This is a genomic window from Achromobacter kerstersii (assembly GCF_902859595.1).
Taxonomy (GTDB): Bacteria; Pseudomonadota; Gammaproteobacteria; order Burkholderiales; family Burkholderiaceae_B; genus Achromobacter; species Achromobacter kerstersii.
Genome location: NZ_CADIJQ010000012.1, coordinates 61780 through 79585 on the forward strand (window position 1 = coordinate 61780; position 17806 = coordinate 79585).

At 65.8% G+C, this 17806-nt stretch carries 17 protein-coding genes; 10 read left to right on the plus strand and 7 right to left on the minus strand.

Annotation, left to right across the window (positions count from 1 at the left end; translation table 11 throughout):
• The first annotated feature begins 272 nt into the window (after window positions 1-272).
• The 10 genes from HV765_RS26905 to lpdA all read left to right on the plus strand — a co-directional run bounded on the left by HV765_RS26905 (window position 273) and on the right by lpdA (window position 11668).
• The gene (locus HV765_RS26905) at window positions 273-1508 is read left to right on the plus strand and encodes a branched-chain amino acid ABC transporter substrate-binding protein (protein WP_175171542.1); all 1236 of its coding nucleotides are present in this window, start codon (window positions 273-275) and stop codon (window positions 1506-1508) included.
• A gap of 168 nt (window positions 1509-1676) precedes the next feature.
• Window positions 1677-2618 (plus strand): branched-chain amino acid ABC transporter permease, encoded by a 942-nt coding sequence (locus tag HV765_RS26910; RefSeq protein WP_054427054.1) that lies wholly within the window; start codon window positions 1677-1679, stop codon window positions 2616-2618.
• Entirely contained in the window at window positions 2615-3883 is a 1269-nt protein-coding gene (locus tag HV765_RS26915; protein ID WP_054427053.1) for a branched-chain amino acid ABC transporter permease, read from the plus strand. The genes HV765_RS26910 and HV765_RS26915 overlap by 4 nt, the downstream gene beginning before the upstream one ends.
• Window positions 3880-4632, plus strand: a complete 753-nt coding sequence (locus HV765_RS26920) for an ABC transporter ATP-binding protein (RefSeq protein WP_054427052.1) — start codon at window positions 3880-3882, stop codon at window positions 4630-4632. Before HV765_RS26915 ends, HV765_RS26920 begins: the two co-directional genes overlap by 4 nt.
• The gene (locus tag HV765_RS26925) at window positions 4629-5372 is read left to right on the plus strand and encodes an ABC transporter ATP-binding protein (protein ID WP_054427051.1); all 744 of its coding nucleotides are present in this window, start codon (window positions 4629-4631) and stop codon (window positions 5370-5372) included. Before HV765_RS26920 ends, HV765_RS26925 begins: the two co-directional genes overlap by 4 nt.
• A 44-nt stretch (window positions 5373-5416) precedes the next feature.
• Complete coding sequence (locus HV765_RS26930) at window positions 5417-6205, plus strand: SDR family NAD(P)-dependent oxidoreductase (RefSeq protein WP_175171543.1); 789 nt, start codon at window positions 5417-5419, stop codon at window positions 6203-6205.
• Window positions 6206-6242: 37 nt separating this feature from the next.
• On the plus strand, window positions 6243-8426 hold the full coding sequence (locus HV765_RS26935; protein WP_175171544.1) for an alpha-ketoacid dehydrogenase subunit alpha/beta: 2184 nt from the start codon (window positions 6243-6245) through the stop codon (window positions 8424-8426).
• The gene (locus HV765_RS26940) at window positions 8423-8911 is read left to right on the plus strand and encodes a VOC family protein (RefSeq protein WP_175171545.1); all 489 of its coding nucleotides are present in this window, start codon (window positions 8423-8425) and stop codon (window positions 8909-8911) included. The genes HV765_RS26935 and HV765_RS26940 overlap by 4 nt, the downstream gene beginning before the upstream one ends.
• Before the next feature lie 10 nt (window positions 8912-8921).
• On the plus strand, window positions 8922-10262 hold the full coding sequence (locus HV765_RS26945) for a pyruvate dehydrogenase complex dihydrolipoamide acetyltransferase (RefSeq protein ID WP_175171546.1): 1341 nt from the start codon (window positions 8922-8924) through the stop codon (window positions 10260-10262).
• Window positions 10263-10270: 8 nt separating this feature from the next.
• Entirely contained in the window at window positions 10271-11668 is a 1398-nt protein-coding gene (gene lpdA, locus HV765_RS26950) for a dihydrolipoyl dehydrogenase (protein ID WP_175171547.1), read from the plus strand.
• Window positions 11669-11727: 59 nt separating this feature from the next.
• Here lpdA and HV765_RS26955 read toward each other — a convergent pair whose 3' ends face one another.
• The 7 genes from HV765_RS26955 to HV765_RS26980 all read right to left on the minus strand — a co-directional run bounded on the left by HV765_RS26955 (window position 11728) and on the right by HV765_RS26980 (window position 17801).
• Entirely contained in the window at window positions 11728-12609 is an 882-nt protein-coding gene (locus tag HV765_RS26955; protein ID WP_054427045.1) for a LysR family transcriptional regulator, read from the minus strand.
• Window positions 12610-12629: 20 nt separating this feature from the next.
• Window positions 12630-12995: a HipA domain-containing protein gene (locus HV765_RS32260; protein WP_420840180.1), complete on the minus strand. Its 366-nt coding sequence runs from the start codon at window positions 12993-12995 to the stop codon at window positions 12630-12632.
• Complete coding sequence (locus tag HV765_RS32265) at window positions 12968-13435, minus strand: HipA N-terminal domain-containing protein (RefSeq protein ID WP_420840184.1); 468 nt, start codon at window positions 13433-13435, stop codon at window positions 12968-12970. The genes HV765_RS32260 and HV765_RS32265 overlap by 28 nt, the downstream gene beginning before the upstream one ends.
• A gap of 2 nt (window positions 13436-13437) precedes the next feature.
• On the minus strand, window positions 13438-13737 hold the full coding sequence (locus HV765_RS26965) for a helix-turn-helix domain-containing protein (RefSeq protein WP_175171548.1): 300 nt from the start codon (window positions 13735-13737) through the stop codon (window positions 13438-13440).
• A 194-nt stretch (window positions 13738-13931) separates the two neighbouring features.
• Window positions 13932-15803: a dihydroxy-acid dehydratase gene (gene ilvD, locus HV765_RS26970; RefSeq protein WP_175171549.1), complete on the minus strand. Its 1872-nt coding sequence runs from the start codon at window positions 15801-15803 to the stop codon at window positions 13932-13934.
• 212 nt (window positions 15804-16015) lie between these two features.
• Window positions 16016-16870 (minus strand): AraC family transcriptional regulator, encoded by an 855-nt coding sequence (locus HV765_RS26975; RefSeq protein ID WP_254600741.1) that lies wholly within the window; start codon window positions 16868-16870, stop codon window positions 16016-16018.
• Between the two features lie 40 nt (window positions 16871-16910).
• Window positions 16911-17801 (minus strand): LysR family transcriptional regulator, encoded by an 891-nt coding sequence (locus HV765_RS26980; RefSeq protein ID WP_054427042.1) that lies wholly within the window; start codon window positions 17799-17801, stop codon window positions 16911-16913.
• Between the last annotated feature and the right edge of the window lie 5 nt (window positions 17802-17806).

The following is a 17806-nucleotide window of genomic DNA, read 5'->3' on the forward strand; positions in this document are numbered from 1 at the left end:
ATCGGACAACTTAATAAAGTTGCCTGACAACTTATTCCGAAAGCGTAAATCAAGTCACGTTTTCAGGCAAGCCAGTCAGCAAAAACAAGGCCGAGCGCCGCAAAACAGGCAGGAGACAACAGGGTGAATATCACCGGCAGCACGACCGTATTCGCCCCTATCTCGCGTTTATCCCCTCCCCCTTGCACGACTCCCAGCCACACAAGAGCCGCCACCAAGCGCGCTTGATCGACTCACGCACTTACCACTCCCGTCCCACGGAGGAGACACGCATGAAATTGGCTTTCACTACCGGCCTGCTGTGCCTGGCCGGCTTTGCCGCATCGGCGCACGCCGCACCCGTCAAGATCGGTCTGATCGAAACCTTGTCCGGCCCGCAAGCGTCCACCGGCCTGATGTTCCGCGCCGCCGTCAAATACGAGCTGGACCGCATCAATGCCGCGGGCGGCTGGAACGGCCAGCCGCTGGAACTCGTTGAGTTCGACAACCAGGGCGGCCCTGTCGGCGCGTCCGACCGCTTCCGCGCCGCAGCCGCTGAAGGCGTGCAGGTGCTGGTGCAGGGTTCGTCGTCCGCCATCTCGGGGCAGCTGACCGAAGACGTGCGCAAACACAATCTGCGCAACCCCGGCAAGGAAGTCGTATTCCTGAACGTGGGCGGCGAAGCCCTGGAACTGACCGGCCAGAAGTGCCACTTCTATCACTTCCGCTTCACCACCAACGCCGACCTGCGCGTGAAGTCGCTGGCCTCGGTCATGTCGGCCGACGGCACGCTGGGCAAGCGCGTGTACGCCATCAACCAGAACTATTCCTGGGGCCAGGACATGGAAGGCGCCACCGAGCGCTTCGCCAACCAGTACGGCTATGAAGTGGTGGGCAAGACGCTGCACGAAGTCAACAAGATCCAGGACTTCGCGCCCTACGTTGCGCGCATCCGCTCGGCCACGCCCGACACCGTCATCACCGGCAACTGGTCCAACGACCTGCTGCTGTTGATGAAGGCCACGCAGGCCGCCGGCCTGAAGGTGCGTTTCGCCACCGTGTTCCTGGACCAGGTGGGCAACCTGGCCAACGCCGGCGACGTCGCGCTGGGCCACTACATCGCTCACCCGTACAACATCGAAGCCGCGGGCGAAGAAGGCGCCAAGTTCGCCGAAGACTACAAGTCCAAGACCGGCCACTACCCCAGCTACACCGAACCGCAAACCGTGATCGGCGTGCGCTTCCTGGGTGAAGCGTTAAAGCAGGTGCAGCCCAAGGACGGCAAGCTGTCCGTGCCGGAACTGGCGAAGGCTTTGGAAAAGGTAACGTACACGTCGTCGCTGGGCGCCTACACGATGCGCGCCGAAGACCACCAGGTGCAGTTGCCGATGGTGGTGTCGAAAGTGAGCAAGAACGCCAAGTACAAGGCCGACGGCACGGACATGGGCTTTGAGCCGGTGAAGGTGTTGGCGGCGGCGGACGTGTCGGCGCCGGTGCAGGAAACCTGCAAGATGCAGCGGCCGAATTAAGAACGGGATGATGGCTTGCGCGCGCCTGGCCAACGACACCTTGCCACGCGCGCGCAACCCATCATCACCCAGCCCCAATAAGCGCACTCCCGGCGCGGGCCGGAAAAACAACGTGCGCAATCGCTCGCAAGACGCGTGACGTCTTAGCGCAAGAATTATGGAGCGGACATGGAATACTTTACCGTCTCGCTGTTGAACGGCGTGATTTACGGCCTGCTGCTATTCATGGTGTCGGCAGGCCTGACACTGATTTTCGGAATGATGGGCGTGCTGAATTTTGCGCACGCGTCGTTCTACATGATCGGCGCCTACGCCGCCTACACGCTGACGCCCGTCACCGGTTTCTGGGTGGCGCTGGTGCTGGCGACGATCATCTCGGGCGTGCTGGGCATGGGCGTTGAACGCTTCTTCCTGCGCCGCGTCCACAAGTTCGGCCACGCGCAGGAACTGCTGGTGACCTTTGGCCTGGCGTTCATCGTGGCTGAGCTGATCAAGCTGTTCTACGGTGACTTCCCCGTGGACTACCGCGTGCCGCAATTCCTGAACTTCGCGGCCTTCCGCGTGTTCGATGCGGACTACCCCTTCTACCGCCTCTTGATGGGCGGCGTGTCGCTGGCGATGTTCGCCGTCATCTACCTGCTGCTGTCGCGCACCCGCGTGGGCATCGTCGTGCGCTCGGCCATCTACCGGCCGCGCATGGCCGAAGCGCTGGGCCACAACGTGCCGCTGGTGTTCATGAGCGTGTTCGGCGTGGGCGCCGCCATGGCCGGCCTGGCCGGTGCGGTGGCCGGCGCCTTCTACACCACCAACCCCAACATGGCGCTTGAACTGGGCGTGCTGGTGTTCGTGGTCGTGGTCGTGGGCGGACTCGGTTCGCTGGAAGGCGCCATGATCGCGTCGCTGCTGATCGGCCTGATCAGTTCGTTCTCGGTCGGTATCGACGCCAGCCTGGCGTCGCTGTTCGGCCTGTTCGGCGCGGGCGAGTGGGCGGAAAGCGTGGGCGGTTTGATGACCGTGAAGATTTCCAGCCTGGCCGCCACCCTGCCCTTCCTGCTGATGCTGGTGGTGCTGCTGGTGAAGCCGTCGGGCCTGAAGGGAGAGCAGGCATGAGCCACACCCGTAAAGCCTCTGGCGCCTTGTTGTTGATTGCGTGTGTGGCGGCGCTGTGCGCGCTGCCCTGGCTGCTGCCTCCGGGCCAGCTGGTGGCAGCCGTGCAGATGCTGATCGCCGCGCTGTTTGCCTGCGCGTTCAATCTGTTGGCCGGCCAGGGCGGCATGCTGTCCTTTGGCCACGCCGCGTACTTTGGCGTAGGTACGTTCGCCACCATCCACGCGATGAACGCATTGGGTGGCGCGGGCCTCTTGCCCACGCCGCTGATGCCGCTGGTGGGCGGCGTGGCCGGGCTGCTGTTCGGCTTGGTCGCCGGCTGGTTCGCCACCATGCGTTCCGGCGTGTACTTTTCGATGATCACCTTGGCGCTGGCTGAACTGCTGCACGCATTGGCGCCGCACCTGAAAGGCGTGTTCGGCGGCGAAGCGGGCGTGTCCGCCATGCGCATGCCGGCATGGGGCTTCACCTTCGGCTCCGACATCGAGGTGTACTTCCTGGTGCTGGCCTGGGTGCTGATCTCGCTGGCCGCGCTGTATGGCCTGACCCGCACGCCGCTGGGCCGGCTCACGCTGGGTCTGCGTGAAAACGCCAACCGCCTGCGCTATCTGGGTTACCGCCCGCATGCGCTGAAGACGATGGTGTTTGCGTTGTCGGCCATGTTCGCGGGCATCGCGGGAGGGTTGCAGGCCTTGAACATCGAGGCCGGCAACTACGTGCTGTTCGAGGTCAAGCTGTCGACCGATGCCGTGCTGTTCGCCTACATCGGCGGCGTCAATGCCTTCCTGGGGCCGGTGCTGGGCGCGTCCATCCTGACGTTCCTGTCGCAGACGCTGGCCGACATCACGCGTTCGTGGCTGCTGTATCAAGGCATTCTGTTTGTGCTGGTGATGCTGTTCGTGCCGGACGGCCTGGTGGGCCTGGTGCAACGCGCCGCCAAGTCGCTGCGCGAGCGCGGCCTGGCCAACTGGCTGCCGCGCGCCATCGTGTCGGTTGCCGGCGGCCTGCTGCTGACCGCCGCCACCGTGTTTTCGGTAGAGCTCTTGCAACGCATGTTCGCGCGTGACTACCGCGCGCTGCTCGCCATGAACCCCGACGCCGGCTGGCCCGCCATTCCCCTTTTCGGCCACGACTGGGCGCCGCTTGCGGTCTCGACCTGGCTGATTCCGGTGGCGCTGTTCGCCGCGGGCCTGTTGGCTTGCCGCTGGGCGATGGCGATGTGGCGTAACGACGGCGATGCCGCCCCTGTGCTGGAGCCCGCAAAATGAGCCACGAGATCCTGACCCTGACCGACGTGCGCAAGTCCTTTGGCGAAGCGCAGATCATCCGCGGCGTGAACCTGGCGATTGAAGCCGGTGAACGCCATGCCGTCATCGGCCCCAACGGCGCGGGCAAGTCCACGCTGTTCCACCTGATGTCGGGTTCGTTTGCGCCCACCTCGGGTGATATCAGCCTGCGTTCGCGCTCCATTGGCGGCCTGGCCCCCGAAGCCATCAACCGGCTGGGCCTGGCGCGATCGTTTCAGATCACCAACGTGTTCCCGCGCCTGTCCGTGCGTGAAAACCTGCGCCTGGCGGTGCTGCGCATGCACGGGCTGGTCTACAACTTCTGGCGCCCCATTGCGCGCAACCGCGCCGTCAACGAAGACGTGGACCGTCTGCTGGAAAAAGTGCGCCTGACGGCCAAGCAAGCCACCGCCGCCGGCGACCTGAACTACTCCGAACAGCGCTCGCTGGAAATCGGCATGACGCTGGCCTCGCGCCCGAAAGTCATCTTGCTGGACGAGCCGATGGCCGGCATGTCGCAGCACGAAGTCGACTACACGGTAGAACTCATCAAAGACGTGACGCGCGACTGCACTTTGCTGATCGTCGAACACGATATGCAGGTGGTGTTCTCGCTGGCCGACCGCATCAGCGTGCTGGTCTATGGCGAGATCCTTGCCACCGGCACGCCCGCAGAAATTCGCGGCGACGCCCGCGTGCGCGAAGCCTACCTGGGAGAGGAAACGGTATGACGACAACATCCCCCGCGCACGCCCCTGCGCACTCCCCCCTGCTCAGCCTGCACGGCGTGCACGCGCACTACGGCAAGAGCCACATCCTGCACGGCATCGACTTGTCCATCGGGCAAGGCGAAGTCGTCAGCCTGCTGGGCCGCAACGGCGCGGGCCGCTCCACCACCATGAAAAGCATCATGGGTCTGGTGGACGTGACCGGCGGGCGCATCGCCATCGAAGGGCGCGACATCACCAACAAACGCCCCTTCGAAATCGCACGCGCAGGCGTGGGCTTTGTGCCTGAAGAGCGCGAAGTCTTCGCCAACCTGACCGTGGACGAAAACCTGCGCATGGGCGAACAGCCCAAGCGAGACGACGCGCCCTACTGGACGGCCGCGCAGATGTTCGACTACTTCCCGCGCCTGAAAGAACGCAGCAACACCAAGGCCGGCAACCTGTCGGGCGGCGAACAGCAGATGCTGACCATGTGCCGTTCGCTGCTGGGCAACCCCAAGGTGATGCTGATCGACGAGCCCACCGAAGGGCTGGCGCCGAAGATCGTGGAAGTGATTGCCGACGTCATCCGCGATATCCACAAGCGCGGCGTTTCGGTGGTGCTGGTGGAGCAAAAGCTGACGATTGCGCTGAAGGTGTCCACGCGGGTCAGCGTCATGGGCCACGGCCGCATCGTGTTCGAAGGACCGCCCGCGCAGCTGCATGAGCGCCAGGACGTCGTCCAGGAATGGCTGGCGGTCTGACCCCGCCATCACGTAACCCCTCTACAGCTCTACAGGTAACCCTCTTGGACAACCCTACTGAAGTCATCCATAGCGACCTGCGCGGCCAAACGGTCGTGATTACCGGCGGCGCCAAAGGCATCGGCTTTTCCACCGCGCAGGCCTTCGTGCGCCAAGGCGCGCGCGTGGCGCTGCTGGACATGGACGCCACCGCGCTGGACGCCGCCGTGGCCGATCTGAACGCGGCGGGCGGGGACGCCCTGGCCGTGCAGGCATCCGTCACGGATGCCGACGCCGTGGAACGCGCGTTCGCGCAAGTCGAACAGGCCTGGGGCGGCATCGACGTGCTGGTCAACAACGCCGGCATCTCGGCCAACAAGCCCACGCTGGAAGTCACCGTGGACGAATGGCGGCGCGCGGTCGACATCAACCTGACCGGCGTGTTTCTGTGCGCACAGGCCGCCGGCCGCCGCATGGTGCCGGCAGGGTCGGGCAGCATCATCAACCTGGCCTCGATGTACGGCGTGGTGGCCGCGCCCGACCGCGCCGCCTACTGCGCCACGAAGGGCGCGGTGGTGCTGCTGACCGAAACGCTGGCCGTGGAATGGGGCCCGATGGGCGTGCGCGTGAACGCGCTGGCGCCCGGCTATGTCGAGACCGATCTGGTGCGCGACCTGGCCGCGCGTGGCCGCCTGGACCCCGAACGCCTGAAGCAGCGCACGCCGCTGCGCCGCATGGCGCAGCCGGCAGAAATGGCCGACCTGGCGGTCTTCCTGGCATCGCGCCAGGCCGCCTACATCACCGGACACACCCTGGTGGCCGACGGCGGCTGGAGCCGCTACAGCTACCTCTAACCGCACCGACGCTTAAAAACATTCTGGAGATTCACTCATGGCCACCTACCAACCGCTTGAGCCCCAAGCGCCCTGGCGGCAACTGACGGTCGAGGCTCGCGACTGGCAGCAGGCGGACCCCGCCCTGCTCGGCACGATGCTGACCCAGCTGCACTGGATTCGCGCCTTTGAAGAGGCTGTGCTGGACTTGGCCGCCGAAGGCCTGGTGCACGGCCCCGCGCACTCGTCAGTCGGCCAGGAAGGCGGCGCCGTCGGTTCGGTGCTGGCGCTGGGCGCCGGCGATCAGATCAATGGCTCGCATCGCGGCCACCATCAGTTTCTGGCCAAGGCCTTGCAGCACGTGGCCCCGCTGGGCCTGGACCCGCGCAACCCGCACACGCCCGCCATCGATGAAGTCCTGCAAAAGACGCTGGCCGAAATCATGGGGCTGGCGCAAGGCTATTGCCGGGGCCGTGGGGGCAGCATGCACTTGCGCTGGCTGGAAGCCGGCGCGCTGGGCACCAATGCCATCGTGGGCGGCGGCGTGCCGCTGGCGGCGGGCGCGGGCTGGGCGCACAAGCACGCGGGTACTGACCGCGTGGCCGTGACGTACTTTGGTGACGGCGCGGTCAACATCGGCTCGGTGCTGGAAACGATGAACCTGACCGCCGCGTGGAAAACGCCGCTGTGCTTCTTCATCGAAAACAACCGCTACGCGGTGTCGACGACGGTGGAAGAGTCCACCGCCGAACCGCGCCTGTCTGCGCGTGGTCTGGCGTTCAACATTCCGTCGTGGAAGGTTGACGGCATGGACCCGCTGGCCGTGCATCTGGCCATGTCGGAAGCCGTGGCGCACATGCGCGCGGGCAACGGCCCGACCATCGTCGAAGTGGACGTGTACCGCTTCTTCCACCAGAACGGCCCCTTCCCCGGCAGCGCCTTCGGCTATCGCTCGAAAGACGAAGAAGCGCAATGGCGCCGCCGCGATCCTTTGGACAAGATCGCCTCTGAAATGATCGGCCGCCAGCTGATCACGCAAGCGGAAGTGGACGCGCTGCGTCAACGCTGCAAGGACGTCATGAAAGACGTGGCCGGCCGTCTGACCGAAGCGGCGGACGGCGGCAAGCGCCGCGTGCGCGCCGACCTCTGGCCCAGCCCCGACTTCCGCGACGTCGGCTTGCGCAGCGATGGTTCGGAACTGGCCGGCCTGCGCTACCAGGACGCCGATGACTACACGGGCACGAAGGTCGAACGCAAGTTCGTCGACGCCGTGGCCGACGTGCTGGACCGCCGCATGGAAACGGATGGCGGCGTCGTCGTGCTGGGCGAAGACGTGCACCGCCTGAAGGGCGGCACCAACGGCGCCACGCGCGGCCTGAAAGACAAGTACCCCGACCGCGTGCTGGGCACCCCGATTTCCGAAAACGCTTTCGCCGGCCTGGGCGGCGGGCTGGCGATGGACGGGCGCTACAAGCCCATCGTTGAATTCATGTACCCCGACTTCATGTGGGTGGCGGCCGACCAGATCTTCAACCAGATCGGCAAGGCCCGCCACATGTTCGGCGGCGACATCGACGTGCCCTTCGTGCTGCGCACCAAGGTCGCGATGGGCACGGGCTACGGCTCGCAGCACTCGATGGACCCCGCCGGCATCTTCGCCACCGCGCCGGGCTGGCGCATCGTCGCGCCTTCCACACCGTACGACTACGTGGGCTTGATGAACACCGCGCTGGCCTCCAAGGACCCGGTGCTGGTCATCGAACACGTGGACTTGTATGCGTCGTCCGGCGAGGTTGCCGAGGGCGACTTGGACTACGCCATTCCGTTCGGCAAAGCCCGCGTGCGCCGCACGGGCGGCAAGGTCACCATCCTGACGTATCTGGCGATGGTGGGCCGCGCATTGAAGGCCGCCGAGGAAGCCGGCGTGGACGCCGAGATCATCGACCTGCGCACGCTGGACCGCGCCAGCCTGGACTGGGACACCATCGGCGCCAGCATCCAGAAGACCAACAACGTGCTGATCGTGGAGCAAGGCGCGCGCGGCACGTCGTATGGCGCGATGCTGTCCGATGAAATCCAGCGCCGCTACTTCGACTGGCTCGACCAGCCGATCAAGCGCGTGACTGGCGGCGAGGCGTCGCCCAGCATTTCGAAGGTGCTGGAACGCGCAGCGTTCGCCGACACCGAAGAAGTGCTGGCGGGCCTGGCCGATGTGCTGGCGGATCTGGGAGAACAAGCATGAGCGCGCTGCACATGACGGTGCCGATGGAAGTCGGCATCTGCTGCCAGAACCTGGATGCGCTGCTGGCGTTCTATACCGACGTCGTCGGCCTCGCGCTCGTCAACCGCGTGACGGTGCCTGCCGACAAGGCGCGCGCCACCGGCCTGACCGTGCACGGCTACGACGTGGCGCGCTTGCAGACGTCGTACGGCGAACGCATCAAGCTGCTGCAACCCAGCGTGGCGCCTGACGCCGCGGTGCGCGGCAAGACCATACTCGACCGCCAGGGCGCTACCTACCTGACCTTCATCGTGCGCGATCTGGCGGGCGTGGTGCGCAGCCTGGAATCCAAGGGCGTGGTGTTCGACAGCGCGCCCGCGCCGATGGAAGTGCGCCCGGGCACGTGGCTGGCGTTCTTCCGCGACCCCGAAGGCAACGTGCTGGAACTGGTCGAATACGACGACCCCGCCGCCTACCGGCCCGACCTGGCCGCCGCCGCAAACTAGGACGACTATCGTGGCTCACCTTATCAAGCTCCCCTCCGTTGCCGCCGACACGTCGGGCGGCAACCTGCACCAGTGGCTCAAGAAAGAAGGCGACACGGTCGCCGTCGGCGACGCGCTGGCGGAAATCGAAACCGAAAAAGCCATTGTTGAAATCAACGCCGAGCATGCGGGCGTGCTGGGCCGCATCGTCGTCCCGGCAGGCGCGGCGTCGGTGCCGATCAATACCGTTATCGGCGTGTTGTTGGCTGACGGCGACGATGCCTCGGCGATTGATCGCGTGCTGGCCGAACATGGCGGCGCGGCGGCAGTGGTTGCCGCTGCGGCGGCACCCGCTGCTGCGGCATCGACGGCTGCGTCTGCGGCTGCATCTGCGCCTGTGTCTTCGGCTACGTCTTCGGCTGCGTCTGCGGCCACCTCTGCGGCTGCCTCTTCGGCCGCACCCGCTGCCGCCGCCCCCAAGGCATCCGCCGCCACGCCCGCATCCAACACCCCGGTTCCCGGCGGACGCCTGTTCGCCAGCCCGCTGGCGCGCCGTCTGGCGGCGCAGTGGCATGTGGACCTGCTGGGCGTCGCCGGCACCGGACCGCATGGCCGCATCGTGCGCCGTGACGTTGAATCCGCACGCGACCGTGCGCCCGTGGCCGCGGTGGCGACGTCAGCCGGCCGCCCGGCTGCCCGCCGCGTGCCGCACACCGGCATGCGCCGCGCCATCGCCCGCCGCCTGACCGAAAGCAAGCAGAACGTGCCGCACTTCTACCTGTCGGTGGATTGCAAGATGGACGCGCTGCTGGCGCTTCGCGCGCAAGCGAACCACGGCGGCGCGGTGAAGCTGTCGGTCAATGACTTCATCGTGCGCGCGGCGGCGCTCGCCTTGCGCGAAGTGCCGGAAGTGAATGTCAGCTGGCACGAAGACGCCATCGAATACCACGCGGGCGCCGACATCTCGGTGGCGGTTGCGACCGACGGCGGGCTGGTCACCCCCATCGTGCGCGACGCGGACGTGAAGTCGCTGTCGGCCATCGCAGGCGAAATCGTGGAGCTTGCCGGACGCGCCAAGATCAACCGCTTGAAGCCCGAAGAGTTCACCGGCGGTTCGCTGACGGTCAGCAACCTGGGCATGTACGGCATCAGCCAGTTCGCGGCCATCATCAACCCGCCGCAGGCCGCCATCTTGGCGGTGGGCGCAGCCGAACGCCGCCCCGTCGTGGCCGAGAACGGCGACCTGGTTGCCGCCACCGTCATGACGGTGACCTTGTCGGCCGATCACCGCGCAGTGGATGGCGCGGTCGGCGCGCGCTGGCTCGCCGCCTTCCGCACGTTGATCGAAAACCCTGTGCGCATTCTGCTGTGAGCCCGACGATGACGAAGAACGTGTTTGATCTGGTCGTCGTCGGCGGCGGCCCTGGCGGCTATGTGGCCGCCATTCGCGGCGCGCAGCTGGGCATGTCGGTAGCGTTGGTAGAGCGCGCGGAACTTGGCGGCATCTGCCTGAACTGGGGCTGCATTCCCACCAAGGCGCTGCTGCACAGCGCGACCGTGCTGCGCGCCTGCCAAGAGGCGTCGCACTACGGCGTCACGGGCGCGGGCGAAGCCCGGCCTGATCTGGCCGCCATGGTGGCCCGGTCGCGCAAGGTGGCGGGCCGCCTGGGACTAGGCGTGGCGCATTTGATGAAGAAGAACGGCGTGACAGTATTCGCGGCCAGCGCCACGCTGGCGGGCGCGGGCAAGCTGGCGCTGGATAACGGCACGACGCTATCGGCCAAACACATCATTCTGGCTACCGGCGCGCGCGCCCGCGAATTGCCCGCGCTGCCCGTGGGTGAGCGCATCTGGGCGTACCGCCAGGCCTTGATGCCCACCGAGATCCCGAAGTCGTTGCTGGTGGTGGGGGCAGGCGCCATTGGCGCCGAGTTCGCAAGCTTCTACCGCGCGATCGGATCGGACGTCACACTGATCGACATGACGCCAGAAATCTTGCCGCAGGAAGACGCGGAAATTTCGCAGCTGGCGCGCAAGGCGTTCGAGAAACAAGGCATACGCGTGCTGACGCAATGCGCGGTCACGGCATCGGCGTTGACGGCAACCGGCGTCAAGGTGACGCTGGACCAACAGGGCAAGAAGACGGAACTGGAAGTCGACCGCGTCATCGTCGCCGCCGGCATCGTCGGCAACGTCGAAAACCTGGGGCTGGAAAAGACGCGCGTGAAGATCGAGAAGACCCACATCGTCACCGATGGCTTATGCCGCACCGCCGAGCCCGGCGTTTACGCCATTGGCGACGTGGCCGGCGCGCCCTGGCTGGCGCACAAGGCCAGTCACGAAGGCGTGCTGTGCGTGGAAGCCATGGCCGGCAAACCCGTACACGCCATCGACCCGCTGCGCATTCCCGCCTGCACCTATTCGTACCCGCAAGTCGCCAGCATCGGCATGACCGAAGCCCGCGCACGCGAGCACGCGAAGGCAAACGGCGGCGAGATCCGTGTCGGCAAATTCACCTTCGCCGGCAACGGCAAGGCCATCGCAATGGGCGAAGACCAAGGCTTGGTCAAGACCGTGTTCGATGCGACGTCGGGGGAATTGCTGGGCGCACACATCATCCATCCGGAAGCGTCCGAGCTGATCACGGGGTATGGCGTGGCGGCGTCGCTGGAAGCAACGGAGGAAGATCTGATGCACACCGTGTTCGCGCATCCGACGTTGTCGGAAACGTTGCATGAATCGGTGTTGTCGGCCTTTGGAAGAGCGTTGCACGCGTAGGATGGGTGACGCGCGAGCTCATCATCCAGGATGAGCGGCAGTTCAGCGCGCGCACCCCATCACACCCGCCCCGCGAAGAAATCCAGAAAGCACGCAATGCGCCGCGACAGCTGCGTATTGCGGTGGTACACGGCGTGCATGGGCTGAAGTTGATCGCTGTACACCCCCTCCATCACCTTCACCAGCCTGCCCGCCGCGATATCTTCGCGCACCACAAAATCCGACAGGCACGCGATGCCCACGCCGCGGATCGCCAATTGCCGCTGCGTCTCTCCGCTTGAGGTCGCCAACGTCGGTGTCGCCAGATAACTGGACCCGCCCGCGTGCTTCAACGGCCACACGTTCAAGCTTTCGGGCTGCGTGAAGCCCAGCACTTCATGGCGGGCCAAGTCCTCCACCGTCTCCGGCGCGCCGCGCCGCGCGATGTAATCAGGGCTGGCCATCATCCAGCGCGGCGACGGCCGCAGCGGCCGCGCGTGCAAGGTGGAATCCGTCAGCGGCCCCATGCGGATGGCGACATCGGTGCGATGTTCCATGAGGTCCACGATGCGGTCATTGCTGGTGAGTTCCAGCGTGATCTCGGGATACTCGCGCCGAAATTCCGCCACTTGCGGCACCACGCAATGCAGCATCACCGGCACCGACGCATCCACCCGCAACCGCCCCGCCGGCCGCTGATGCACCATCCGCATGCACTCTTCGGCTTCTTCCAACGACGCGATGATCTGACGCGCCTTCGGCAGAAAATGCGCGCCTTCTTCCGTGAGCTCCATGCGGCGCGTCGTGCGGTTCAGCAGGATCACGCCCAGGTCTTCTTCCAAGCGCGACAAGCCCCGGCTGACCCCCGACGCCGTCTGGCCCAGCATTTCAGCGGCGGCGCTCAGCGACCCGGCGTCCACCACGCCCAGGAACACGCGCAATGCATCGGAATTCAAAGCCATGTGGGGTGTGTCCTTTCGCGCTAGGTGGCGAGCTTGTCGGCAGCAGCCTGAAGGCCGGCGAAGATGCTGTCGGCCAGGTCTTGCGGAAACGCATCGGGCAGTTGGGCCTGCACGCTGCGTATTGCGCCCGGCGTGCGGCCTACCAGATCATCAATCACGATGTCGGCATTGGCGCCGTTTGGCGCGATCACGCCAAACTGACGGCCCAGCTGCACCCAATGACGCCGCATGATTTCGCTGACGCGGTAATGCGTATTCTTGGTCCGCACGGCCATCGCCAACGTTATTTTTTTGGAAGAGAACTTTCCTGGGCCAGCCCCCAGCAACGGATACGCGGACAGCACATCGTACAAAGGCGTCATGTGGTATTGGCCATGTGGCTGCAACGCAATGCTGAAATTCTTTGCGTGGCCATCAGGTGCGCCATCTTGGCGCTGGAGAGCGGGTCCGCGTCAATGGTCTGCACCCCTGCGGGCGTCTCGCCAAGAGGCAGGATTTGCAGGGCGCCGATGCAATCTCTGCCGATCTGCGCCAACAAGTCGAAGGCGCCGGTTGAATCGGCGCCGAAACGACGAGCCACGCGCTCGCGGATGGCTTGGCTATCGGGCAGCAGATTGTCGAAATACGCGCGTACCGCCTCTCCGCGATGGGGCGCATTGCCCGGCTGAAAAGGCAGGGACAACGACAACGCCCGTCCCTCTGGCCGCTGGACCCATGCATCGTCGTAGGCAAGCTCGTCACCCGACTGCGGGTGCAACCGCCAGGTGCCAACGAAGACACCATTCATCCATAGTGCCAATGCGCGGACGTATGAGCGGCGTCCCATCACTACCACTTCGGGGATGCGTGATGGCCGCCCATGCCGGCATCGCGTTCATCGGCAATGCCGTGGCCGCTTGAGTCCGCGGGCTCGCGCTGATGCAACACGAGATCCACGCCCAGCACGGCCAATACCTTCATGAGCCTGCCCGCGCTGACCGTTTCAGCATTGCGCTCCAGGGTGGAATACGTCTGCTGGCGCAAGCCCAAGCGTTCGGCGACCTCGCCCTGCGTCAGGCCGGCTTGCTTCCTGAAGGCTCGGAGCATGCCCGAAAGCTGATCCGAGGTACGGACGGTGAATTCGCTCATCCCGTTCTCAACGCTGTATTTCGAATTTACGCAGTATAGGCTGTAAAACTGTTTTACTCCCTATAAGCTGTTTATTCACTCTTAATAAGCTGTATTTCCGTTTTACAGCTTATAAACTGTAGCCGAATCTGCAGTGATCGCGGACAAAAAAAACGGCGCCCAAAGGCGCCGTTCTTCCTAGGCGTTCGCCACCCTCAACGCTTGGCTTTCTGCTTCAGCTGCGACAGGTCACGCACCGCGCCGCGGTCCGCCGACGTGGCCAGGGCCGCGTAAGCCTGCAAGGCCAGCGACACGACGCGTTCGCGTCCAACCGGCTCCCAGCCATCCGCACGCGCGTCCATCGCTGCGCGGCGGCGTGCCAGTTCTTCGTCGGACACGGCCAGATGCATCTTGCGGTTCGGGATGTCGATCTCGATGATGTCGCCTTCTTCCACCAAGCCGATCGTGCCGCCTTCGGCCGCTTCCGGCGAGGCGTGGCCGATCACCAGGCCGGATGAACCGCCCGAGAAGCGGCCGTCGGTGAACAGCGCGCACGTCTTGCCCAAGCCCTTGGACTTCAGGTACGACGTGGGGTACAGCATTTCTTGCATGCCCGGGCCGCCCTTGGGGCCTTCGTAGCGGATCACGACCACGTCGCCCGCCACGATCTTGTCGCCCAGGATGCCTTCAACGGCGTCATCCTGGCTTTCGAACACGCGGGCGCGGCCCGTGAAGACCCATTGCGATTCGTCCACGCCGGCCGTCTTCACAATGCAGCCCTTCTCGGCCAGGTTGCCGTACAGCACAGCCAGGCCGCCGTCCTTCGAGTAGGCATTTTCCTTGCTGCGGATGCAGCCCGTCTGGCGGTCGGTGTCCAGCGTCAGGAAGGTGGCGTCCTGGCTGAACGCCACGGTCGTCGGAATGCCGCCGGGTGCTGCGCGATAGAACTTCTGCGCGTCTTCACCCGCGCCGCCACCAGCCACGTCCCAGTTCTGGATGGCGTTGCCCAGCGTGCCGCTGTGCACGTTGCCGCAAGACAGGTCCAGCAGGTCGGCGCGCGCCAGTTCACCCAGGATGCCCAGGATGCCGCCTGCGCGGTGCACGTCTTCGATGTGGTACTTGTCGGTGGCGGGCGCCGCCTTGCACAGGCAGGGCACCTTGCGCGAAATGCGGTCGATGTCGGCCATCGTGAAATCCACACCCGCTTCCTGCGCGGCGGCCAGCAAGTGCAGCACGGTGTTGGTGGAACCGCCCATCGCCACGTCCAGCGCCATCGCGTTCTGGAACGCGCTCTTGGTGGCGATATTGCGCGGCAGAACCGATTCGTCTTCTTCCACGTAGTAGCGGCGGCACAGGTCGACGACCAGGCGGCCGGCTTGCTCGAACAAGCCCTTGCGCCATGCGTGGGTCGCGACGATGGTGCCGTTACCCGGCAGCGCCAGGCCGATGGCTTCGGTCAGGCAGTTCATGGAGTTGGCGGTGAACATGCCGGAACAGGAGCCGCACGTCGGGCACGCGCTGCGTTCCACTTCGGCGACTTCGGCGTCCGACACCTTCGGATCGGCGGCCTTGATCATGGCGTCGATCAGGTCGATCTTGGCGATGACCTTGCCGTCGGTCGGCGACTTGACCTTGCCCGCTTCCATCGGGCCGCCGGACACGAACACGACCGGGATGTTCAGGCGCATCGCGGCCATCAGCATCCCCGGGGTGATCTTGTCGCAGTTCGAAATGCAGACCATGGCGTCGGCGCAATGCGCGTTCACCATGTATTCCACCGAGTCGGCGATGAGTTCGCGCGACGGCAGCGAATACAGCATGCCGCCGTGGCCCATGGCGATGCCGTCATCGACGGCGATCGTGTTGAATTCCTTAGCGACGCCGCCTGCGGCTTCGATCTCTTTGGCGACCAGCGCGCCCAGGTCGCGCAGGTGCACGTGGCCCGGCACGAACTGCGTGAACGAGTTCACTACCGCGATAATCGGCTTGCCGAAATCACCGTCCTTCATGCCAGTGGCGCGCCACAAGGCGCGGGCGCCGGCCATGTTGCGGCCGTGGGTCGATGTGCGGGAACGGTAGTGCGGCATGATTTGTCTCGAGTGCTGTTAGCGTGGCGGCAAAACGGTAAATAATACGCTGGATCGGGCCGGGGTTGTCCGATGACCCCACCAATGGCCGCCCTGAGAGCGGCCATTGGCCATCAGACGGACATTGGCCGGACGGCTGGCAACCGGCGGGCAAACGACTGGCAAATGCCCGGCAACCGGCAGGCAAACATCAGGCAAACGTCAGGCGGACATCATTCAGTCGCCTGGCCGCGCGCCGCGAAGGCGCTGGGCGACTCGCCCACCGCACGGCGAAACATCGCGGCGAAGGCGCTGGGGCTTTCGTACCCTAAGTCCAGCGCCACATCCAGCACACGCGCGCCCCGCGCCAGCCGCTCCATGGCGGCCAGCAGGCGCGCCTGCTGGCGCCAGCGGCCGAAGGTCATGCCCGTGTGACGCAAGAACAGCCGGTGCACGGTCTTCGGGTCTACGCCCAATTCCCGCGCCCATTCCGCCGCCCCCGCCTGCCGCTCGGGATGCCGCACGATGGCGCGGCAGATGCGCGCCAGTCGCGGCTCCGCGGGCTGCGGCAAATGCAGCGGCAGCACGGGTTCCTGACGCATTTCGTCCAGCAACAGCATCATCAGCCGGCCGTCGCGCGTGTCGGGCGCCCAGTCCAGCGGCACGTCGGCGGCGGCCACCATCAGCTCGCGCAGCAGGGGCGAAATCGACAGCACGCAGCACTGCGCCGGCAGATGGGCTGCGGCCCCCGGCTCGACGAAGACCGTGCGCATGCGCGGCTCGCCACTCATGCGGATGCCGTGCGGCACCCACGCCGGCACCCACACGCCACGCGTGGGCGGCACGACCCAGATGCCAGCATCCGTATTCACCACCATCACGCCCGAAATCGCGTAAAGCAACTGGCCGCGCCGATGGCGGTGCCGGCGCACGCGGTGACCATCTTCGTAATCCACCGCCAGGCCTGCGACGGGCGGCCGCGAGGATTCGTACGGGAACAGGTCCAAACCGGCGGGGGAACGCGCGGGGGCTGGGGCGCTGGCTGAGGTGCTGGGTGGCTTGCGGACTGGCGTTGGGGAGGAAGGCATGAAGTGTTCTCAGTGATTCGTCCAGGGCGAGGCGATGCGTTCAGGCGCGCAGCGCCAACAACGCCTCTTGCAAATGGCGCAGGCCATGGCTGAGCGGCTTGTCTCGCCGAAGCACGATAGCCAGATCGCGCGACAAACGCGGCGTCAACGACCGCACCACCAGGGCATCGCGCTGGCCCGCAGCGCTCACGGCCAGCTTGGGCAGCACCGCGCAACCCAGGCCCGCCGCCACGATCTCTTTCATGGCTTCCGTGCTGCCCAACTCCATGACGGGCTTGGCGGCGACACCCGCGGCCTCAAACCAATCATCCACCAGCCGGCGCGTGCGGGCGCCCGGCTCGAACAGCACCAGCGGACGCAGCGCCAACGTCTGCGGAGTGACAACGGCGGGAATACCGCCCGGGTCACTCGCGGGAAAGATCGCCACGAACTCGTCCTCCATCACCGTCGTGACCTGGAACATGCGGCCGGGCGCGGGCAAAGTCACCAGCCCCATATCCAGCGTGTTGTTCTCCAGGGCGCGCAGCATGTCGGCCGTATTGCCGGTGCTGGCCACGACGTCCAGCGCAGGAAAGCGACGGCGCAGCTCCGCCAGCACGGGCGGCAGCAAATAGGTGCAGGCGGTGGCGCCCGTGCCCAGCCGAATGCGGCCAGACACCTGGGACGCATGCGCCGTCATCGCCTGCTCGGCCTGCGCCAGGGCCGCGTCGATCACGCGGATATGCGTCAGCAACTCCAGCCCCGCCGCGGTGGGCCCGGCGCGGCGGCCAATGCGCTCAACCAGCTTCAAACCGAAGCGCCGCTCCAACTGGCGGATCTGCAAGCTGACGGCGGGCTGGGTGACGCCGCCCCGTTCGGCGGCGGCGGAAAAGCTGCCCAGTTCGACCACCCGCGCAAAGGTGCGCAGGTGGTCCAGGTTCAGGCCTCGCATGGCGT